Raw genomic sequence first — 21090 nt, 5'->3', positions numbered from 1 at the left:
ATATTATTCTATTATTTTAATAACAATTGTGCTTTCATTTGTAATTTCCCGCCTTGAAATGTAAAGTTAGCATTTGATATTCCATCTTTCCCGTAATACACTATCATATAAGTGTAATATGGATCTCCTTTTGAACCAACTTCAGACAATAATTCTCCTTTACCACCAACGATTTTCTGTACACGTTTATAAGACATTCCGTTTTTAATTTTATTGTATTCTTTTTTTGTTATTGTTACTTTTGACTTTGCGTATGCGACATCTTGTCCGTTAATTGCAAAAGGTGTAGCCACTCCGAGTGTTAATAAACTTGCTATTATAAAACCTTTAATAATTTTCTTCATTTAACTAACCTCCAAGTTATATTTGCTTTGATATACATTATTATACATTATATTTATGATGATCAATTAGAAATAAAAAATTTGAATATGTGTATAAGCTATAAACTCTCTTAAATAATGCAAATTATTGGTAAACCCCATTTTTTTGATTCTCTAAACGTGAAGAAACTTGAGTGAAATATAGTCTGTGAGTGAGGTAATTAAAGTACTAATAAGATTGCCCAATCAATATGCATAATCCGATTCAGAGTGCTAACAATAAGGAAGATATGTACAAAAGGGAGCGGATCCATCATGTTATCATTTCAACCGAATTGTTGGTCGGAGCATGAAGAACTTGAGGTTGTTTTGCTATGTGCACCATCTAAGTTGGATGTGCCAAATTTAAAAACTGCTGAGTATGTGGGCTGGAGCTCTTCTGTTAATCGTGCAAAAGCACTGCAAAATTTCATGGAATTTAAAGATGCTTTGGAGAATGAAGGAATCCAAGTAGTAGATTATTCTGAAGAACTAGCGCAAGATAGTCGAAACTTAAGTGAACAGCTTCTTAATCGTTATTTTGTACGGGATCTTGCTTGTGTGTTTGGAAACATCATTTTACCAGGGGAAGCAGGGGTTTCGATGAGACGTCCGGAATATGTACAAGCACATTCTCTAATGGAAAAGTGGTTTCCAAAAACCTTTTTATTACATGAAAATGATAATGTGAGAGCACTAGAATTTGGAGATGTACTAATTCTTAATAGAGATGCTGTATTAATAAATATTGGCATGCGTACAAGTAAAGAAAGTGTGGAGAAAGTGAAGGAAAAGATTTTTCATGCTGGTTTTTCAGAAATAGGAATAATTGATTTGCCACGTAAATCAGATACACTTCATTTAGATATGAATTGTAATGTAGCAAATGAGGATTTACTTATAGCGAAGAGCTTCGTACGCTATTTACCAGTACATGTTTTGACAGAGAATTCCTCTCGATTTGAAATGCCAGAGCAATTTTTAACGCGTCATGGATTTGAAGCCTACTGGCTAGATGAGTATAATACTATTCCTGATATTAACTTTCTTAACATAGATCCAGAAACATTATTAATAAGTAAGAAAGCACATAAGCAGATGATCAAAAATCACCCTAAATTGCAAAAGAAGAAAATTATTGAAATTGAAGTAACGGAGTTAGAGAAAGGTGGAGGTGGCATTCGCTGTATGACACTGCCGCTTAGAAGGAAATCATCAATATAAAATACACCGTAATAATGATATAGGAGTTGTCCTAATGGGATCAAAAACGGGTAAAGGCAGTATGATGTGGTGGCAGTTTTCTCTACTTGGCGTGGGTTGTACTATTGGAACAGGCTTTTTTCTTGGTTCAAGTATAGCCATTGAGAAAAGTGGACCCGCTGTTTTGATTCCCTTTTTTTTAGCTGCAATCGGAACATATATTGTATACGATGCATTAGTAAAAATGTCTATTGCCAATCCTGATAAAGGTTCTTTTCGTTCATATGCAAAGAGAGCATTTGGAAAGTGGGCAGGATTTAGCAATGGATGGGTATATTTAATATCAGAGATGCTGATTATGGGCAGTCAACTCATGGCGTTAGGGATATTTACGCAGTTTTGGTTTCCCGCTCTTCAGCTGTGGATAGGAACATCCATTTTCGCTGTACTAGGGTTACTTATTATTCTTACAGGTATTAAAGGGTTTGAAAAATTCCAAAATATTTTTGGTGTGATGAAATTGGCAGCTATTGTTATGTTCATCATTGTTGCTGTGGTCATATTGAGTAGAGGGATGACTATTCAACCGAGTGAGGTCCATTCATTGTTTGATACCTATAAGAACTTTTTTTCAGAAGGCTATAGAGGACTTTGGCTTGCGCTACTCTATGCATTTTATGCTTACGGTGGAATAGAAGTAATGGGTCTATTGATCATTGATTTGAAAAATCCTAGACAAGCACCTAAGGCAGGGAAAATAATGATTTTAGTACTCACCATCATCTATGTTTTGTCCATCGCCCTTGCCTTGGTACTCGTTTCTTGGCAAGAAATCAAAGTAGAAGAAAGTCCATTTATTACCGCACTTGAAAATTTTCAGCTCCCGTATGTGACGGACATCTTTAATGGTATTCTTATTATTGCTGGTTTTTCAACGATGGTCGCTTCATTATATGGCGTGTTAACTATATTAACTTCGCTTGCAGAAGATCATGATGCACCTGCAATCCTAGTCAAAAAAGGGGAAATGAGAGTCCCTTTACCAGCATTTCTTTTTGTAGCTGGTGCTTTACTTACGACCATCATCATAGGCTTCTTACTACCAGAAAAGATTTTTGAATATATGATTACTGCAGCTGGTTTGATGCTACTTTATAATTGGTTGTTTATTTTAGTAACGTATACAAAGCTGATGCAATTGTCGAAATGGGACCGAGCTAAAACAACTTTAGGTATGTTACTTATAGTAATTACTGTATCAGGTACGTTTGGTGAAAAAACAAGCAGACTCGGATTATTTGTGAGCCTGCTCTTCTTAGTTATTATAGGAATCGTTACATGTATAATGGCGAAAAGTTGGGGGAGTAATAAGGGTAGTGTTTGAAAAAGATCCCTTTTTCACGCGAATTTACAATTTGCTTTTTAAACGCATAAAAGGACATTTGGATGCACTACTAGTATCATCGCTTAAAAAATATTGCTTCCATTCATGATTGTCTTCTTGTCCATACCATTTTAAATCGGAATGGCCTGGAATGCCATCATAAGCAACAAGGCGTTTACGTATCAACTTTTTCATTTTGCGTCCAAAATCCGTAGAGTTGTTAATTTCCTCGAACACCCAACGTGGCTGAAATGCAATGAAAAGAGATGGGAAATGACGACTTTTTCGTAATGTATGAGCAGGTGTGGCACAGAAAACAAAATACGGTTCTCCATCAAAGCAAAATTCCCATTTATGATGAGAGGGGTCTGTTGGTATATTTTCTGGCCAATCCTTTTCATCAAATGTCGTCAGCTTATTTAAAATAGACCAAAATAATTTTCGATAATCCTCCCAATTATAGTCCTTAATCATATCCTCTGGTGTTTCTAAGAAAATAGCTAATGAAGTATTTTTTCCCGCATCACGTGAACATTTTCCATATGTCCTTAAACTATTTGCCAAATCATTTATAGAACTTAGTTCCCTTGGATCTCCTACGAAATTAAACCTAAGATGATTCGATAAAAATCCATGTCTTGCCGGGACACACGGATACGTATTGTCGTCATCTGCTAACATAGAAGAGAAGGATGTATAAGCTGTTTGTTGCCATAGGGGAAGTGTTTCAAATTGTTCGTCTATCCAACTCTTTTCCAAAAGTCCTTTCACTTGAGAAGCCTCCTTCTATACTTAATTACTGTATTAAAGGAGGGCCAAATGGGTGACTATCAGTCTGGAGCTATTTAAAATAAGTAAAAAAGCTTCATATCCAAAATATAAATTAAAACCAATAAGGTATAATCCAGCTCCAATTGATAAGAATGGTAACACTCGCGAACTCATAAATTTTCTAAAACTACTCGAAACGCCGGCTATGAAAAGATGCCTAGAAAATCTCCCTTTGTCGGCATGTTAGTATTACTGGTATCGTTTGATTTTGGAGAATTGCTGTTATTTTAGCTTAAAGTACTAATTAAAAGGAGATTTTATTCTTGCTTCGTTATTTTTAAAAGGGTGGTTTTCTTTATTCATTAACGTATAAAGTGTACAAAGAAAAACAAACTAATAAAGTAATTTATAAATGAATGAGGAGGTCAATGAATGGCGGATCAACATCATCCAAAGTCGAATGACAAATCAGACAGTGTAGCAAGAATTCAAAGCATGATTGAAAATACGAAAAAGAATATTCATGAAGCAGAAATCAGTATGGAATTTGCAGGTGAAGAAGAACTTGAAAATCTTCAGGAAAAAAATCAACGTCGTAAACATGAAATAGATATCAAGATGAAGGAAATACAAGACAAGATGCAGCAGTAACTAGAAAAGGAAGTTTTTATAGGAATCATGGAGGCTGAGATAATAGTATTTTATATACATTTATCTCAGCCATTCATTTTGATTTCTTTCAGAATTATTTTTTCTCGTCATCATTTTCCATCGCCTCAATTTTGCTCACGAGTGGATCAATCCTAGTTGTAGATACTGATTGGAACAATTACATGTGGCAATACAATGGCTTAATATATAATTAGTTATGGTGGATGAATTTCAAGATAATCAAGAAAAAGAAAGAAATGGTTTAGAAAGTGAAATTGAAAGATACTACAAAGTAATCTACTAAATTATATGAAGGCTATTTTCTAACTAAGTACTATAAAATTGAATAGGAAACTATTGTAATAGCTGTCCTAGATACAAATCACTGGGCAGCTTTTTTCTATTTATGTACATTTCAAAAGTTAAATTTGTTTAGTTCTTTTTACTCTAAAAGGTGAATAAACTTATTTATAGAGTTCATATATACGAGTATTTAAGGAGATATATTTTGTTGGGCGTAGACTTAAAATGACGAAATACTATTTTACTGAACAGAAGAACTACCCAGTCGTAGTAATGAAAAGAGGTCAAGATATTCAGTGGAAAAATGAACCTGGAATAATTAGGGGTTAGTTAGTAGCAATATTGTTCGTTGCAATTAAGAAACATTTTATCGACATCAGTTTAGTCATTACAATAATAATGGAGGAGCGGAGCAGTTGCTTGTAGATATTCATAATCATATATTACCCGGACTTGACGATGGGCCAAAGTCGATTGAAGAGGCAATTTTACTTGCTAACAATGCAGTAGCAAATGGAATAACGCATATTATTGCCACCCCTCATCATCATGATGGAAAATATATGAACCCATCCTCTGTAGTAGAAGAGGCTGTGGTCAATTTCAATAAGGAATTAAATGATAAAGCTATTCCATTGCAAATTCTACCGGGGCAAGAAACACATTTATATAATGGCATGATAGCTGATTTAAGTAAGGAACTAATAACATTAGCCAATAGTGGAAAATACATATTAATAGAATTACCGGTAAATCACATTCCTACCTTCACATTTGATACCCTATTCCAAATCCAGTTAAAAGGGTTTATACCTATAATAGTTCATCCTGAAAGGAATATGGTATTTAGAAAAGACAAGCAGAAGTTGTATGAACTAGTGAATAAAGGTTCTCTTGTACAAGTCACTGCCTCCAGTTTGATCGGTGTAAATGGTAGAGCAATAAAAAAATACATAAAATATTTGATAAAACATAATTTGGTTCACTTTATATCTTCAGATGCACATCATCCTGTTAGACGACCTTTTTTATTGAAAATGGCCTATCAATACGTACGAGAAAAGTTCTCCGAGGATCACGTTACTTATTATAGTGAAAATGCTAAACACGTCGTATTTGGTACTGGGTTTCAACCAAAGCGACCAATCAGTTTTAAAAAAGTTCGAGATAAGTGAATTGAATGCATACAAAAGAAATGCAAAAGGAGGGATAACTCTTATGGAAGAAATGATAAGTCTACAAGAACTATTTAAAATAATAAAGAAAAGGCTCTTACTCATCATTAGTACCTTTATTTTAGCGGTCTCTATTGCAGGTGGAGTTAGTTACTTCTTGTTAACACCAATTTATGAAGCGTCGACACAAATTTTAATAAGTCAAAAGGAAATTGAAAATAAGCAATTCATCGCTCAGGATGTACAAACAAATCTACAACTTATTAACACCTATAGTGTCATTATAAAAAGCCCAGTTATTTTATCCAAAGTAATTGATAACCTTAACCTGAACACCAGTTTAGAAGTACTCAATAATAATATAAACGTTAGCAGTGAGCAAGATTCACAAGTTATTAATGTCAGTGTTCAAGATCCAAGTCTGAACAACGCTGTTGAAATAGCGAATATGACTGCAGAAGTGTTTCAAAAAGACATACCTACGCTTATGAATGTAGATAACGTTAAAATACTTTCACCTGCAGTCGCTACAAAAAATATAAAATCAATTCGCCCTAATCCAATTCTCAATATGGCTATTGGGGCACTTATTGGATTAATGGTTGGAGTAGGGATAGCATTTCTCATTGAATATTTAGATAAAACTATAAAAACAGAACAAGATGTTAGTGAAATAGTGGAGCTACAGATTTTAGGTTTGGTTAGTCCGATAACACACAAAAAACCGAAAAAAACAAAGAAAAGTAAAAAGAAGAGAGGGGAGTTTAATGTTTAAGAAAAAACGAAAGGAACATAGAAGAAAGTTAGTGACAAGTACAGATCCAAGATCAATCGTTTCAGAGCAATTTCGAATGGTCCGAGCCAATATCAAATTTGCCATGCATGATAAGCAACTAAATACATTACTTTTTACTTCGTCGTCAAAAGGAGAGGGCAAGTCAACAGTAGCAGCTAATACTGCTATTGCATTTGCTCAAGAAGGTAAAAAGGTACTTCTCGTAGACGCAGACTTGAGAAAACCCACTATGCACCATACGTTTAATACGTTAATTTCGCCGGGATTTACTAACTTGCTAATGATTCAATGGAAAATTGATGAAGTTGTTAAAGAATCTGGTATTAAAGGATTAGACTTAATAACTTGTGGACCGATACCTTCAAATCCGGCTGAACTTCTTGGATCGACTTCAATGGACGTATTTATCAAAGAGGCGCAAGTTAAATATGACATTGTAATCTTTGATGCCCCTCCAGTCCTTTCAGTATCAGATGTGCAAGTTTTATCTGAAAAGTGTGATGGTACTATTCTTGTTATCAGTTCGGGTATAACTGAGAAAAGGTATGCTGTTAAGGCTAAGGAAGTACTTCAAGCTTCCAAAGCAAACATTATAGGTACGATCCTTAACAATTTCAAATTAGAAAAAGGTCATTATTATTATCAATATTATGGGGAAAAAGAGTAGACAATTTTGTGCAATGGAAGGAGAAGATGATGAAAAGAAAAGTATTACATATTCTCAGTACTGATGGACTAGCTGGTGCTGAAAATGTAGCTATGTGTATTATAAATAATTTATCTGAACTCTCCGAATCGGCTTATGCATCACCAAGGGGAAGTATTGGAAAAATACTGTTTAGTAGAGGTATTACTTATATTCCAATGAATAAACTATCAATCATACAAATAAGAAAAGTAATTAAAGTCTGGAAGCCTGATATTATTCATGCACATGATTTTACTGCAACGCTTCTAAGTTTAGTAGCAGGCTTTAATATCCCTGTAGTATCACATATTCATCAATTTCCACAATGGTTGAAGAGTGTAAATAAATTATCAATTCTATTTTTCCTAGCATGTATTAAAATAAAAAAAATAATAGTGGTTACACCTGCAATCAAAGAATCGACATTTTTATCACGAATATTTAACAAAAAATCAATCGTTATAAAAAATATTGTAGATGTAAAATGGATAGCTGAAAGGGCATCACTATCAACTGACAAAAGATATGACGTAGCATTTGTAGGTAGATTAGAAGATGTAAAAGATCCATTCCGGTTTATTAATATTATCTCTCAATTAGTAAAAGAGATGCCAACCGTTTCAGTAGTTATGATGGGGGAAGGAAGCCTAGAAAGACAATGTAGTGATTTAATAAAGAAATTAGAGTTAGAGAAGAATATTGATTTAATAGGATTTATGAATAATCCATATCCAATATTACAAAATTCAAAAATCCTAGTAATGACATCTAAATCTGAAGGGTTACCAATGGTTGCGATTGAAGCGTTATCCATGGGCAAGCCAATAGTAGTTCCTAAACTTGAAGGAATAGAAAGTATTGTTAATAGTAATTGTGGAGTTATTTGTAAGGACGATCAAGAATTTATCAACGCGATAATTACACTTTCACTTTCAGAGAATGAATATGAAGCGATGTCTTTAAGGGCTTCTAAAAAAGCGCAAGAAATGTTTAATATGGAAGATTATAAGAATCAATTGCAGCAGGTGTATTGTAGTGTCCTCTAAACTTCTAAAAGAAAATTTACCTTATACCTCTAAAAAAACAGGGAGATTCTTCAGTAAAAGTTTAGGTTATATAGACTTATATATCATCGGATTTTGTATTTTAAGTGACAAGTTGTTAAATGTTAACATTTTGGTTTATTGCCTAGGTACTTATTTAGCTTTCCGTATATTATTCATATCAACAGACTATTCTTTTGCAATTTTAATTTCATTAATTCCCAATTTAGCAGTAATGTTTATCCCTATTTCAGGTATGACTGTGCCAATAATAAATGTATTAATGGCAGTTGCTTTATTTAAAGTATGCATATCAAATTTTAAGAATCCCGTTAATAAAAGTTTTCTTTTAGTTATTGGATTATATATTGCTTATGAATGGAGTCACATTTTTTATTATGATATAAAATCGATTATATTGCTTTTTAGTTGGAGTGTTGCTATTTTATACGTTTCTTTCTATTTTTTTTATTCTCTGAAAACATATAATCATAAAGTAGTAATTATACATTCTATCACGGGTGTATTTATTTCAATAATATACGGTGTATTAGATTTTTATGAGAAATACGGAACACTAATGACAAATAATGCGACTATTAGATTTAAAGGTGGGGCAGGAGATCCTAATTATTTTTCAATGTATATCATGATTTCTTTGTTTTTACTACTGTATCTCGTAAATCGAGAGACAAAAAAACTCCTTAAGTTCATTTATCCATTAGTATTTGTTTTGTTTGTTGCTTTTGGTGTACTAAGCTTGTCGAGAATGTTTTTACTAGTTATCTCACTATTATTGATGTTATTACTAATTAAGATCATTTTTAAAATGAAGAAAAATAAAAAAATACTGTTTTTTATTATCTCTGTGTTTAGTATTCTCTTTCTGTTTTCTATCTTCTTTATTGCGGATTTTACGTCAATAATTAACGTACTACTTTCTAGGTTTACAGATTTCATTGGTGATCCATCAGCTCTTACAAGTAATAGAAATGTACTCGCGGAACAATATCTTCAATTATTAATGTCAGATACAAAAGATATGATTTTCGGAATAGGAATTCAAGATTATCACCTTAGATCAGGCATTCAACTTCAGGCACATAATATTATTTTAGAACTATTAGTTGTTTGGGGATTACTAGGATTCCTAGTTTTTATGACATTTGTAGCAACACTTTTGAAATATGGAAGTGCTAAAAGAAAGAATATAAAAAATGATTTCATAAGTTGGCTACCTATTATCTGTATGGGAATTAGCTATTTATCGCTAAATGCAATGTCTAATGAAAGTTTTTTCCTTTTACTCCTTTTTGTAATAAAAAACCTACAGGAATTTGATTCCTCAAATATTTATATGATGAGGAATGTATAAAGGGAGTAATGCCGTTAAAAAGTATAGCGTTATAACATAAATAAATAGAAAAGAAGGACAAATCATAGAAACTATAAAAAAGACTGCCATTCTTTTGATGGTTATTACAGTTCTATCAAAAGTTTCTGGATTTCTACGGGATATCACACTATCCTTTTTTTACGGTGCTACTTCTACGAGTGATGCATATATTATTTCCATTACAATTACATCTGTATTGTTTAGTCTTATTATTTCAGGGGTAACTACTGCTTATATTCCATTATTTAAGCAAATCGAACATGGAGAAGGGCATCAATCTGCTACATATTTTACGAATAATCTCATCAATATTGTAGTAATAGTAACTACTGGTGTCATATTAATTGGTCTTCTAATTTCTAACTTGTTAGTAAAGCTGTTTGCGTTAGGTTTTGATGGAGAAACATTAAGGGTGGCTGTTCTCTTTACAAGAATAGGGTTAGTAGGTATATATTTTACTAGCATTACTCAGCTTTTTATAGGTTATTTACAGTTGTATGGAAAGTTCACAATACCTGCTATGGTTGGCTTGCCTTTCAATTTTATTATTATCATTTCAATTATTGTTAGTACTCAAACGAATATTATTGCATTAGCAATTGGAAGTGTTCTAGCAGCGTTCGTACAACTGCTTTTCTTATTCCCCACCTTAAAGAAAACAAATTATAGATATGTTCCGATTGTGCAGTTTAACGACAAGAATATAAAGAAAATGGCAGTTATCGTTTTTCCAATAATGATTGGTATATCCATTGACCAAATCAACTTGATGGTTGATAAAACTCTTGCTTCTACTTTAGTGGAAGGAGGAGTTTCTGCTTTGACGTATGCCAGTCGATTAAATGATTTTGTACAAGGTATTTTTGTTCTTTCATTTGTTACGGTAATGTTTCCTCTCATTTCTAATATGGCTGTTCAAAAAAATAAGGAAGACTTTAAAAGGTCAATTAGTGAAGTAATTTCGGTTGTCATTTTGATCGTAGTTCCTGCTAGTATTGGCATAATGATTCTAGCTGAACCTATTATAAGATTACTTTTTGGACATGGACATTTTGATGAACGTGCAATAGACATGACAACTCATGCACTTTTCTTCTATTCAATAGGGATGATAGGGTATGGTGTCCGTGAAATATTAAATCGGTCTTTTTACTCTCTTCAGGATACGAAAACCCCTATGTATAATGCTTCTATTGCAGTTATTTTGAACATCATCTTAAGCGTTATTTTATCTTCGTATATGGGGATTAGTGGGATTGCATTAGCCACAAGTATTTCTGCCCTTTTTTGCTCTACTCTTTTATGTATTAAGCTTCGAAAAAAAATAGGTGCATTCGGTTTGAAGGGGAACTTAATCACCTTTATGAAAGTAACTGTAGCATCCAGTATAATGGGGTTTTTCTTATATTTTTTCAGCAAATATGTATTCACAGATTGGAGCATATTTTTAAAAATGGGTATAAGTATCCTTTTAGGAAGCATTATTTATTTCACGATCATTACGCTGTTAAAAGTAAAAGAATCAAAGTTACTAGTAAATTTCTTGCGGGATAAAATCCATCTAAAACAAACCTAAACCGAATGGAGGATAATTTGGAGCTCATTAAGATTACTACCTATATGGACTTGGGAAGATACGAGAAAGAATGGTCGGTTATTTTAGAAGAAAATGAGAATACGAATCCATTTATAGAGTATGAATTTGTTTATAATTGGTGGAAATTTTTTTGTGAGGATGAGAAAGTGGAAATATATGCGGTAGAAGAAAATGATTGCATTATTGCATTTTTTCCATTCCAATCAGAAAAAACCTGGTACGGTTATATTCTGCATTTTTTAGCTCTTGGAGATGCTAATTATATGGATATAATTGCAAGGGAAAGAGACTTGGATCGTGTCATCATGTTTGTATTTGATGCGTTAATAAAAGAGAAAAAGAGTATAGTCTTTTATTTGCATGGATTATTAGAAAGTGTAGAAACACATTTTAAACTTTCGAATTATTTGAAAGCTAGAAATATGAAGGAACGATATTATCGAATTGTCACTCCTTATATTGATCTAAAAAATATTTCTTATGTAGAGTATTTGAAACCTCGTTACAAGTTGCATGGGTTGGATCGAAGGGAAAAAAGGTTGAGAGCACTAGGTGATGTTCAACTACAGATCTCTCCTGCAACGGAGATAAATCAAGTATTTAAAGTGCATCAGAAACGATGGCAAAAGAAAAATGATACAAGCGGATTTTCTAGTAATCGAAAGCAATCTTTTTTTAAATACTTGGCTGAACAGAATAGTGGAAAGTTACGTGTACGCTTATCCACTTTAAAATTACGAAATGAAATGATTGCATTTACGTATGGATTTGCATGTAGAGGAAGATATTTGGGGTATGTTTTAGGACATGATTCTGATTTTGATGTCTACGGTCCTGGCAGGATTTTAGTTAAAGAGAAAATTAAAAGAAATATAGACGATGAGTTTCATAAACTTGATATGAGCATAGGATACGAACCTTATAAACTAGAGTGGAATACAGATCTTGATTATACAAGAAAAACAGTTTTTTCTACCAATACTTTACGAGCAAGGATGTTTCGAAATATTCTATGGCTAAAAGAAACTATATTTTCTAAGCTTAGGAAGCATTATTCAGTTGTTATTTTTCGAAGAAACACGATTGGTAAATTAAAATACTATCTACGAAATAAGGAGAAATTTCATTTATGGAAAGATATTTGGAAAAATAGGTTGAGCCCTTTTGTATACGAGAGAAAACAATATGTAATAGCTAAATTGACCGTTAGAGAAATAAAAACAAAAAGTCACTTTGAAATAGTAACTCCTGAAATAGCTCTTGAAATAAAGCAGAATCGAAAAGAAATGTTGCAAAAAATATATAACGGTTATAAAGGTTATTATTCAACTGATGTGAATAAAGCATTTTGGGTCAATGAAAATGTAATTCGGTTAGACGACATTGAAGTAGTAGAAAATCTAAAGAAAAAAAGTATTTATATTAGGGATTGGGAAAATGAAAATTTAGCGCAGATTCTTTCTTTTGCCCAGGTAAACTATCGACCAAAGTACATTTTTGTGCATGTAAATAGACGTGATCGGAAGAGTATTCAAACACTTGAGTCATATGATTTTGAATTCACTGAAAGGCTTTTTTACTCAAGAATTTTAGGGAAGAAAAAAATAAAAAAGAAGTAGAAATTTAAAAGAGAAGGTGCCTTTTATTATTCTATTAGAGAGAAAATTTTTAAGTATCAAAGTGAACAGCTATTATTTTTTGAGAGAGAGAGTTTCAAGTGAAAAGCTAGCAGATATTGAAGGTTTCTCACACTCCCTAGTCCCTAAAAAGCAACTTCAGCAATTGGAAACACTGTATATCGATTTAACGAAAAGTGAAGAAGAATTATATAAAAGTTTACATCGTACAAATAGAAAGCAAATAAAAAAAGCTGTATGCAAGAATTTATATATAGAAGTACTTGAAAAACCGTTGATGGAAGATGTTGTAAATACGATGAATAAGTTAAAAGTTAAGAATGCTCTTGTTATTACAAAAGTTATGAATGAAGCAAAGGAAGTCCTTTGTTATCGAGTGTATATAACGGACGGGAGCATAGCTTTTTGCTTATATTCTGCTTCCCATTTTCGGATGAAAGAAAAAACTGAAGAAAAAAGGTTATTAAGTGAAGCAAATAGATATTTGATTTGGAAAAACATACTTTTTTTAAAAGAACAAAAACATAAGATTTTTGATATGGGTGGGCTTACAGCGAATCAAAATATTCGAAATTTCAAAATGGAATTTGGTGGAGAAATAGCTCATGTTTATTCCGGATATAAAGCCAATTCAAGAATTGGTCAATTCGTTCTTTGGATACGTGCAAAAAAATGAGGAAAGGATGAAGAACTGGGGGCTCTGATTATTTCATTAGATTTTGAACTGAATTGGGGAGTACATGATGTTTTTACTATTGAAAATTACGGGGGAAATATTTTAGGTTCTCGCTTAGCAATCCCTAGAATACTACAGTTATTTCAAAAGTATGATATTCATGCCACTTGGGCAATTGTCGGAATGGTTCATTGTAAAGATAAAAAAGAACTCTTAACTTGTTTGGAAAGTTTAGATATCCCATATGAAAATGAAACATTATCGGCAAAACAAAACCTTTATCAAGTCGGTAAAGATGAACAAGATGATTTGTATCATTACGGAAATTCACTTATTCATATGATTAAAGAAGTTCCAAACCAAGAAATCGGCTCACATACTTTCACTCATTACTATTGCCTAGAAGCCGGACAGCGAGTTGAGCATTTTGAAAAGGATTTGCAAGCGGTAGTGAATTTAAAAGAGGACGTTACTTCCTTAGTATTTCCGAGGAACCAAGTTAATTATGATTATCTGAAGTTATGTAATGAATATGGAATAACTGCTTATCGTGGGAATGAAGATAGCTGGATATATGGACCATACATTAAAGAAATGAATACAACAATAAAGCGAATACTTCGATTAGCCGATAATTATATAAATATATCCGGTCATCATAGTTATAAATTAGAGAAAGTAGATACCCACCCGATTATCAATATACCATCTAGCCGCTTTTTAAGACCATATAGTAATAAATTAAGAATATTAGAGAGACTTCGTTTACAAAGAATTAAAAAAAGTCTAACGAAAGCAGCTAAAAACAATGAGTATTATCATTTATGGTGGCATCCACATAATTTTGGAAAGAACATCGAAAAAAACCTTCAATTTCTTGAAGAAATATTAAAACATGTGAATTATTTAAAGAGGAAATATAATTTTCAAAGTTTTCATATGAGAGATTTTGTAGATTTATTTAATTTGAGTAAGAAAAGTTAAAAGTCCGAAGGGAAAAATCAATTTTCTTTTCGGACTTTGTTTTATATATGAGCATGCATCAATGTATTAATCCTATAAATATCTAGCTTATTATGTTGAAGGAAATCCTTTTTGTTGTGATGAATTATTTAAATGATTTTTGATAGCATCTAAAGTTAAAATCTATTTTTCAATAAGGAAAAACTAGTCGTGTCATATGAAGTGCCACTTTGATACATATATTTTTTTAAGATACCTTCTTTTTCGAATCCTAGTTTTGTTAATAATGTACTAGATGCTTCATTTTCTAAATAGACGATTGCACCAATACGTTCTAAATCAAGAAAATTAAAGCCATATTCTATTACTTTAGAAACAGCTTCTCTTGCATATCCTTTCCCCCAATTATTTGGATGAAGTTCATAACCAATCTCTGCTCTCTTATGCTTCTGGTGCCATGCGTTAAATCCGATTGTTCCTACAATCCCTTCATGATGCTTAACCTCAATCCCCCATCTAATCCCTCGATTTTCTTTATAGTTTTTCGCAAAGACTTCTACTAGCTGTTTAGCTTGGTTAGTAGTTGTAAACGAGTCCATACCATAGTAGCGAGTGACATCATTATTAGAGAATAAATCGAAGATTGCAGGGGTATCATCTACTGTGATTTCTCTTAATATCAGTCTTTCTGTTTCTAAAATTGGGAACAATCTCTCCATCCTCCTTGAAATAAAAATACATGTGATTTTTCATATCATCATAACAAATAAAAAAGTAGAATGATGTATCTATGGGACAATCATATAACCCTATGTATTATATGTTGAATTGTATAAATTTCGAAGTTAATGTGTGATAAGGGAAAGGTGGAAAATTGGACTTGAAAGTGAAGTTGCAACTGTCTAGCAATACGATCATAAAGAGGTTTTTCAAATACCTTGTATATAATCAAAAGACACTAATTACTATTCGTAATATAACGGATGATATATTCACCTCAGAGAACATGTTCATAATTGTCAAAGCACCCTTAGATTTATTAACCATTAATAGCAACAAAACATGAATACATAAATTAGAAAGCGAATTGTCCTAAAAGGATGCTTGCTAAATCTTTACCTCAAAGTCATAAATGTGACTTTGAGTTTTTTTGTTAAGAATAATGAATTTAAATTCAAATGAAAAGGAATTAAATTTATTTATTGACATTAATTACATATCGTTATATAGTTAGTTACACAAGTAACTAACCGACTAACTAAGGGTGGTTAGTATAAGGGGGAGAGGCTTTGAAATTAGATGTAAATAGTGAAGTACCGATATTCCAACAAGTTTCAGAAATCATTTCGAATGAAATTTTGAATAACAATATTCTCGAAGGGCAACAAGTACCTTCCACGAATGAAATAGCGGAATTTTATCAGATTAATCCAGCAACTGCGAGGAAGGGCTTAAATTTACTAGTTGAGGATGAGATTTTATACAAGAGAAGGGGAATAGGTATGTTTGTAAAAGAAGGAGCAACAGCGAGGATTTTACAACAGAGAAAAAATGAATTTACCGATGTTTTCTTAAAGCCATTATTAGAAGAAGCGAATCGTCTAGGGATTTCGATTGATGAGGTTAAGAAACTAATTGATAATCAGGGGGAATAAACATGACTGCTGTTCAGATAGAAAATGTTTCTAAGAAAATAAAAGGTCATATGATTTTAGATAATTTAAATTTTGAATTTGAAGAAAATCAAATTGTTGGATTTCTAGGTAAAAACGGTTCTGGGAAAACATCACTAATGAAAATTATCGCAGGTGAGTGGGCTTCGACTTCGGGTCAAGTATATGTAAATGATCAAAAACCATTTAATAACCAAAAGGTGCTAAGTAAAGTTTGTTTTATTCAGGAAGGAAATAATTTTCCTCCAGATATGAAAATTTCTGAGTTATTGAAACTAAGTAAAAACTTCTATCCGAACTGGAATAATGAGATTGCAACATCACTTCTAACTCTTTTCGATTTAGATAGCACAAAGAAAATTAAGGAATTATCTAAAGGGATGGAATCCGCGGTTGGAGTAACGGTAGGTATTTCAAGTAGATGCGAAATTACAATTTTCGATGAGCCATATATCGGTATGGATGCGAATGCTCGAAAGAAATTTTATAAATTTCTTCTGAATGATTATATGGAAGTTCCTCGTACGATTATTTTTTCAACTCACTTAATTGATGAAGTAAGTTCCTTATTTCAAAAAGTTTACATTATTAATAAAGGGAAATTGCTTTTAAATATCCAAACGGATGAGCTGAAAGAGAAAGTCTATGCGATTACAGGACCGACAAAAGAACTTGAGAAAATAAAGAATGAATTTACCATTTTGGAAGAAAAACATTTTATGGGGAATGGAGAAATCATCGTCTTCGATCAATCACATATACAAAATGAAATGCCACCAAACTGTAAGAAAAATGTGTTGAATATGCAAGACATTATTGTTCATGTAACTGAGAAAGGGGAACAAATTCTATGAATCGGGTACTTACAGCTAAAAAGATTTTGGAAGTAAGAAACATAAAAACACAAAGTATCTTCTGGGGATTCTTATTATTATTTCTAACACTTAACCTTATTCTCACAGTAACCGTCAATAACTTTACAACGCAGTTTACGAACAATGTAGCAATTTACATTTTTCTGGCAATATCTAGTTATGTTTTAATGCGAAAACACTTTAATTATTGCATTCATTTTGGTTTAACACGGGGAGAATTTATAAAAGCAACTATTTTGAGCCGTATTCAAAATGTCATTTTAATGGTGCTAATCAATATCATCATTCTAGTCATTGTAAAACAATTGCAAACTTCATTTAGTATAGAACACTTTAACCTCTTTAGTTGGAGTAGCATTTTTACGGATCATTCATTAATTGTTACTAATATTTGGGTTGATTTTTGTATAGGTGTATTAGTTAGTAGTGCAGCTTTGCTGAGTGGTGCATTGTATTATAAATGGGGATTAGCTGGGCCTATTAGCGTCTCAGTAGTAATGGTATTATCTGCATCATTACCTTTTATTCGCTCCAACTTATTTGACTTCTTCCTAGAAGTATATAAACAACAAGCTCTTGCTTCTTTTGGTTGGTTATTGATTGTTTCCAGCATCTTATGGGCTTGTACGTATTTGTTATTAAATAAAGTTGATTTGAAAAGAGAATAGAATAGTTGATTGTTGATTACTAAACGCTCTATTAATGGAAAAATGCAAGTTCAATAGTGGGAATATTTCGTTAATACAAAGCTGGTAAAGTATCACAGCTTTGTATTTTAGTTATGTATACTCTTTAACTTTCATAAGATGAACGGATTCAAGAAATTTAGCAGAGAAGGGGAATTGCTGGATGAACAAAAGAATTGTCTTTAAAATTATTGGTTTGGAACTTCTTTTGATGGTCTTTTATATGGTAAATGGTGCCCTTGCAACGCTTACTGAACCTACTAGCCCATATTTACAATTTATTATGTTAGTTCCATTAGCAATCATTCTTTTCCTATATATAGCTTATAAAAAGAAATGGCGTCAATATTTCTTTGTAAAGGTTCATCTTAACAAAGAAAATCTATTGCTTTATGTACCGCTATTTCTTGTTTTATGTATCATTATATATAGTACCAACGGCTTAAATTTCAAATCTGTTCCTAACCTTTTCGCTATGTTTATCATGCAATTTTTAATCGTTGCGTTTATTGAAGAGACGATTTTCAGAGGGATGATGCTTCGAATTTTATCGGTAAAAGGCACTCTTGTGGCGGTTTGGGTTTCAAGTATACTTTTCGGCGTGACACACTCCTTACAGTTAATAGGAGGCCAGTCAGTTGAAGACACGATTATTCAAATTTTATATGCGCTTGTGGTAGGGCTAGTGCTTGCATTACTTGTAATGGATGGGCATTCGATTATCATTACAATATTGTTCCACGGCTTTAACAACTTTTTCAACTTAATGGGGAATGTCGAAAGCTCAATTACATCGGCATACATTATCTTCTTCGTTTTATTAGTGTACTCCGTTTACCTTTGGAGACGAGTTAATAAGAAAGGAAAAAATATCCTTCAAGCAAATTAAGTTCTATTGCCGAATATATTTAGTGACAAGACTACAATCTGTAGCTGAATGTATGGCTATACAAAATAATATTGCTAAGAATGGCATTAGAGCCGAGAGAATACTCTCTAGGCTTTAGTGCCATTCTTAATTAAATTGAGCATTAATTTCACCGACATTTTTGATGGTTTGTCCGATTGACGGTGTTTTGAATGCGTCTGGAACAGATTCACCCGTAGTTGTTGCAAAAACGTATTGACCTTTTTCTGCATTGTAAGTGTAACTTATACTGATTAATATTTGTGCTAACGAATTAGGGAAATCTTATAAGAGGTTCTTGAGGTACTAGTGAAAGCGTCCATCGTAGCGGAAATCAACGGTCTTATTGTAGATTTAAAATAAAGTTTGATTAAATTATTACTAATAACCTTGATATAAAGACAAGTATAAAGAGCATGTTTTAGAAAAAGATTAATCAAAACATGCTCTTATTTAATGTAATCGATTCATTTCTTTATAAAAAAGTTTGATAATTTTATTAAACCTTATTCAACTAACGCTCTCGATAGTTTAAGTGTATAGCTGTACAAACTATTACTAAATCATGTAATGCTTTCCATTAATAATGTTTGTATCTTCCTTTCTATATAATACTTTTTTGGGATTTATAACGATGATTAAAACTGCTACTACTAAATAAAAAATTGCGTTATACATGATTAAGTCAATTAAGTTTCCGTTTATTATGCCAATAAAAAAATTAAAGAATTGGTGGATGATGATTGGGATCATTAAATTCTGATTTAAGTTATAAAACGCTGTCATGACGATCTTAGTAGACATCATTGCAATCATAAAGAATAGTATATACTTGATTAAATCAATACCCACAAGCCCTGTTGTAAACCATATGGGTAGATGCCACATTCCCCACCAAAATCCAATGATTATCGAAGCTGTTAATGGTGAATGCTTCTTTTGAAGCTCAATTTGAGCGAAACCTCTCCACCCTATTTCTTCTCCAAGTGGCCCTGCAAGAAGGTTTTTAATAAAGAAATAGAACAGCATTCCCCATGAAGTAATAGTAAAAATAGAGTCTACTTCACTGTTATTAGATACGATAGTCAAAATCATCAAAAATATGAATGCTTGAATCATGATCACAGTAAAAATCACAGAAAATTTAAGTTTATTCTTGAATTTATCTTTTGTAAATTGGATCAAACTCTGCCCAGGATAGATTTTTTTAAAGAGGATTGCAAAAGCAAAGGTTGAGGACCAAGCTGATACACAGAGCATTACCTCAAAAATCCATGCGGGAAATCCTAACATACTTATGGCTCCTACAAGACAAAAAAGTGGCAAAAAAATGACATTGGTTAGTAGAATAAAACTTGCTACTGGTTTTTTTAGTTTTTTTTCTCTATTCATACATAATCCCCATTTCAAACTAAGTATTTCGTAAATATAATAACGCTCATATTTACTAATACCTTAAGCTTAAACCTAGGGGTTACTCACAGGTCAATACTTGTGCATTATTTTATAGGTGCATAAATTTCTAAAAATATACGTTCAAGTCCATCTTCATAAGTGGTAAGTAATAGATTTATATAAACTAGCCCCAAAAGTTCATACCCTTTTTCTATTGCTACTTTTCTTAAACTAGCTTCCACGTTATGATCAATACTTTTTCCACCGGTTGACCATCTTCCATCTTCAATAACTGTATAAAAGCATTTTGGATGAGATAGAATTTCACCTTCTATTTCTTTATCAAAGTCTTCTACAACATTTACAATAATAAACTTATCTTCTATAATACCTTCTTCATTGAAACTTATGACTCTTCTTAAAGATGTTAGAGTAACTGCTTTTTTTAAGCTGTCTGTGTTCTTTTTTAGAGTTTCATATTCATCATACGCAGTAAAATGTTCTATTTCTCCCTTTATTTCTAAAGGCTTCATTTCTTTTATTGTGTATTCTCCTAAGAATTGTTTGATTTTTTCGCAATCTTTTTTTACTATCTGAAGCTTTTTTAAAAGAAGCTTTTTATATTCTATTTCCTCTAAAACATCTTGTTCTTTTTCTTCTAATAATGATTTTATTCCCTCTATACTCTTACTTTTTCTTAATTCCTGGATTTTTTTAATTTCAATATCAATTTCTCTATAGAAATTTACTGTTGTTATATTATATATATCAAAATGATTATATTTTCTATACCCATTCTCAATATTTTGTTTAGGTGAATCGGCTACACTAAGTTGGACAAAAAAAATAAGGGCTATTACACTTAGACTACCAACTTAAAGGAGCGTGCTACTATGTCACGTCAACGTC

20 protein-coding genes and 1 pseudogene are annotated in these 21090 nt (G+C 32.1%); 16 read left to right on the top strand and 5 right to left on the bottom strand.

Annotation, left to right across the window (positions count from 1 at the left end):
• Positions 1–11 precede the first annotated feature (11 nt).
• Positions 12–344: a DUF3862 domain-containing protein gene (locus tag ACQKMD_RS18635; RefSeq protein WP_427753874.1), complete on the bottom strand. Its 333-nt coding sequence runs from the start codon at positions 342–344 to the stop codon at positions 12–14.
• A gap of 294 nt (positions 345–638) precedes the next feature.
• Here ACQKMD_RS18635 and ACQKMD_RS18630 point away from each other — a divergent pair, with 294 nt between their 5' ends.
• Positions 639–1586, top strand: a complete 948-nt coding sequence (locus ACQKMD_RS18630; RefSeq protein WP_427753873.1) for an arginine deiminase family protein — start codon at positions 639–641, stop codon at positions 1584–1586.
• A 34-nt stretch (positions 1587–1620) separates the two neighbouring features.
• Positions 1621–2949: an amino acid permease gene (locus ACQKMD_RS18625; RefSeq protein WP_427753872.1), complete on the top strand. Its 1329-nt coding sequence runs from the start codon at positions 1621–1623 to the stop codon at positions 2947–2949.
• Positions 2950–2973: 24 nt separating this feature from the next.
• On the opposite strand, the gene ACQKMD_RS18620 is transcribed toward ACQKMD_RS18625, so the two are convergent.
• Entirely contained in the window at positions 2974–3720 is a 747-nt protein-coding gene (locus tag ACQKMD_RS18620) for a YqcI/YcgG family protein (RefSeq protein ID WP_427753871.1), read from the bottom strand.
• A gap of 432 nt (positions 3721–4152) precedes the next feature.
• Between ACQKMD_RS18620 and ACQKMD_RS18615 the strand changes: the two genes are divergently transcribed.
• The 10 genes from ACQKMD_RS18615 to ACQKMD_RS18570 all read left to right on the top strand — a co-directional run bounded on the left by ACQKMD_RS18615 (position 4153) and on the right by ACQKMD_RS18570 (position 14666).
• Positions 4153–4371 (top strand): small acid-soluble spore protein Tlp, encoded by a 219-nt coding sequence (locus ACQKMD_RS18615; protein ID WP_427753870.1) that lies wholly within the window; start codon positions 4153–4155, stop codon positions 4369–4371.
• Between the two features lie 719 nt (positions 4372–5090).
• Positions 5091–5849 carry a tyrosine-protein phosphatase gene (locus ACQKMD_RS18610; RefSeq protein WP_427753869.1) on the top strand — a complete coding sequence of 253 codons (759 nt, stop codon included), beginning with the start codon at positions 5091–5093 and terminating at the stop codon, positions 5847–5849.
• Positions 5850–5892: 43 nt separating this feature from the next.
• Positions 5893–6624, top strand: coding sequence for a YveK family protein (locus ACQKMD_RS18605; protein WP_427753868.1), 732 nt, complete (start codon positions 5893–5895; stop codon positions 6622–6624).
• Complete coding sequence (locus ACQKMD_RS18600; protein ID WP_427753867.1) at positions 6617–7312, top strand: CpsD/CapB family tyrosine-protein kinase; 696 nt, start codon at positions 6617–6619, stop codon at positions 7310–7312. Before ACQKMD_RS18605 ends, ACQKMD_RS18600 begins: the two co-directional genes overlap by 8 nt.
• Positions 7313–7341: 29 nt before the next feature.
• On the top strand, positions 7342–8379 hold the full coding sequence (locus tag ACQKMD_RS18595) for a glycosyltransferase (protein ID WP_427753866.1): 1038 nt from the start codon (positions 7342–7344) through the stop codon (positions 8377–8379).
• Positions 8369–9751 carry an O-antigen ligase family protein gene (locus ACQKMD_RS18590; protein ID WP_427753865.1) on the top strand — a complete coding sequence of 461 codons (1383 nt, stop codon included), beginning with the start codon at positions 8369–8371 and terminating at the stop codon, positions 9749–9751. The genes ACQKMD_RS18595 and ACQKMD_RS18590 overlap by 11 nt, the downstream gene beginning before the upstream one ends.
• 40 nt (positions 9752–9791) lie before the next feature.
• Positions 9792–11348, top strand: coding sequence for a murein biosynthesis integral membrane protein MurJ (gene murJ / locus ACQKMD_RS18585; RefSeq protein WP_427753881.1), 1557 nt, complete (start codon positions 9792–9794; stop codon positions 11346–11348).
• Positions 11349–11365: 17 nt separating this feature from the next.
• On the top strand, positions 11366–12988 hold the full coding sequence (locus ACQKMD_RS18580; RefSeq protein ID WP_427753864.1) for a GNAT family N-acetyltransferase: 1623 nt from the start codon (positions 11366–11368) through the stop codon (positions 12986–12988).
• A gap of 16 nt (positions 12989–13004) precedes the next feature.
• Positions 13005–13682: a hypothetical protein gene (locus ACQKMD_RS18575; protein ID WP_427753863.1), complete on the top strand. Its 678-nt coding sequence runs from the start codon at positions 13005–13007 to the stop codon at positions 13680–13682.
• Positions 13683–13697: 15 nt separating this feature from the next.
• Positions 13698–14666, top strand: coding sequence for a polysaccharide deacetylase family protein (locus ACQKMD_RS18570; RefSeq protein WP_427753880.1), 969 nt, complete (start codon positions 13698–13700; stop codon positions 14664–14666).
• 155 nt (positions 14667–14821) lie between these two features.
• Here ACQKMD_RS18570 and ACQKMD_RS18565 read toward each other — a convergent pair whose 3' ends face one another.
• Positions 14822–15355, bottom strand: a complete 534-nt coding sequence (locus ACQKMD_RS18565; protein ID WP_427753862.1) for a GNAT family N-acetyltransferase — start codon at positions 15353–15355, stop codon at positions 14822–14824.
• Positions 15356–15934: 579 nt separating this feature from the next.
• Here ACQKMD_RS18565 and ACQKMD_RS18560 point away from each other — a divergent pair.
• The 4 genes from ACQKMD_RS18560 (at position 15935) to ACQKMD_RS18545 (ending at position 18768) form a co-directional block, all read left to right on the top strand.
• Positions 15935–16300 carry a GntR family transcriptional regulator gene (locus ACQKMD_RS18560; protein WP_427753861.1) on the top strand — a complete coding sequence of 122 codons (366 nt, stop codon included), beginning with the start codon at positions 15935–15937 and terminating at the stop codon, positions 16298–16300.
• Positions 16301–16302: 2 nt separating this feature from the next.
• Entirely contained in the window at positions 16303–17172 is an 870-nt protein-coding gene (locus ACQKMD_RS18555; RefSeq protein WP_427753860.1) for an ABC transporter ATP-binding protein, read from the top strand.
• Positions 17169–17861: a hypothetical protein gene (locus ACQKMD_RS18550; protein ID WP_427753859.1), complete on the top strand. Its 693-nt coding sequence runs from the start codon at positions 17169–17171 to the stop codon at positions 17859–17861. The genes ACQKMD_RS18555 and ACQKMD_RS18550 overlap by 4 nt, the downstream gene beginning before the upstream one ends.
• 181 nt (positions 17862–18042) lie before the next feature.
• Entirely contained in the window at positions 18043–18768 is a 726-nt protein-coding gene (locus ACQKMD_RS18545; protein WP_427753858.1) for a CPBP family intramembrane glutamic endopeptidase, read from the top strand.
• A gap of 576 nt (positions 18769–19344) precedes the next feature.
• Here the strand turns inward: ACQKMD_RS18545 and ACQKMD_RS18540 are convergent.
• Together ACQKMD_RS18540 and ACQKMD_RS18535 are read right to left on the bottom strand one after the other, a co-directional pair.
• Entirely contained in the window at positions 19345–20178 is an 834-nt protein-coding gene (locus tag ACQKMD_RS18540; RefSeq protein WP_427753857.1) for a CPBP family intramembrane glutamic endopeptidase, read from the bottom strand.
• A 107-nt stretch (positions 20179–20285) separates the two neighbouring features.
• Positions 20286–20996 (bottom strand): annotated as a pseudogene (locus tag ACQKMD_RS18535) (MerR family transcriptional regulator); the annotation flags it as partial.
• Positions 20997–21090 lie beyond the last annotated feature (94 nt).

Source organism: Viridibacillus sp. NPDC096237, from assembly GCF_050278625.1.
Classification (GTDB): Bacteria; Bacillota; Bacilli; order Bacillales_A; family Planococcaceae; genus Viridibacillus.
Note: the sequence above shows the minus strand (reverse complement) of the source record. Positions and strands in the feature narration are given on the sequence as shown.

What these genes read in the sequence shown, in the direction of transcription:
- ACQKMD_RS18550 (WP_427753859.1), top strand. Translation starts at nt 17,169, where the DNA reads ATGAATCGGGTACTTACAGCTAAAAAGATTTTGGAAGTAAGAAACATA.
- ACQKMD_RS18630 (WP_427753873.1), top strand. Translation starts at nt 639, where the DNA reads ATGTTATCATTTCAACCGAATTGTTGGTCGGAGCATGAAGAACTTGAG.
- ACQKMD_RS18605 (WP_427753868.1), top strand. Translation starts at nt 5,893, where the DNA reads ATGGAAGAAATGATAAGTCTACAAGAACTATTTAAAATAATAAAGAAA.
- ACQKMD_RS18600 (WP_427753867.1), top strand. Translation starts at nt 6,617, where the DNA reads ATGTTTAAGAAAAAACGAAAGGAACATAGAAGAAAGTTAGTGACAAGT.
- ACQKMD_RS18555 (WP_427753860.1), top strand. Translation starts at nt 16,303, where the DNA reads ATGACTGCTGTTCAGATAGAAAATGTTTCTAAGAAAATAAAAGGTCAT.
- ACQKMD_RS18615 (WP_427753870.1), top strand. Translation starts at nt 4,153, where the DNA reads ATGGCGGATCAACATCATCCAAAGTCGAATGACAAATCAGACAGTGTA.
- ACQKMD_RS18545 (WP_427753858.1), top strand. Translation starts at nt 18,043, where the DNA reads ATGAACAAAAGAATTGTCTTTAAAATTATTGGTTTGGAACTTCTTTTG.
- ACQKMD_RS18625 (WP_427753872.1), top strand. Translation starts at nt 1,621, where the DNA reads ATGGGATCAAAAACGGGTAAAGGCAGTATGATGTGGTGGCAGTTTTCT.
- ACQKMD_RS18595 (WP_427753866.1), top strand. Translation starts at nt 7,342, where the DNA reads ATGAAAAGAAAAGTATTACATATTCTCAGTACTGATGGACTAGCTGGT.
- ACQKMD_RS18540 (WP_427753857.1), bottom strand. Translation starts at nt 20,178, where the DNA reads ATGAATAGAGAAAAAAAACTAAAAAAACCAGTAGCAAGTTTTATTCTA.
- ACQKMD_RS18635 (WP_427753874.1), bottom strand. Translation starts at nt 344, where the DNA reads ATGAAGAAAATTATTAAAGGTTTTATAATAGCAAGTTTATTAACACTC.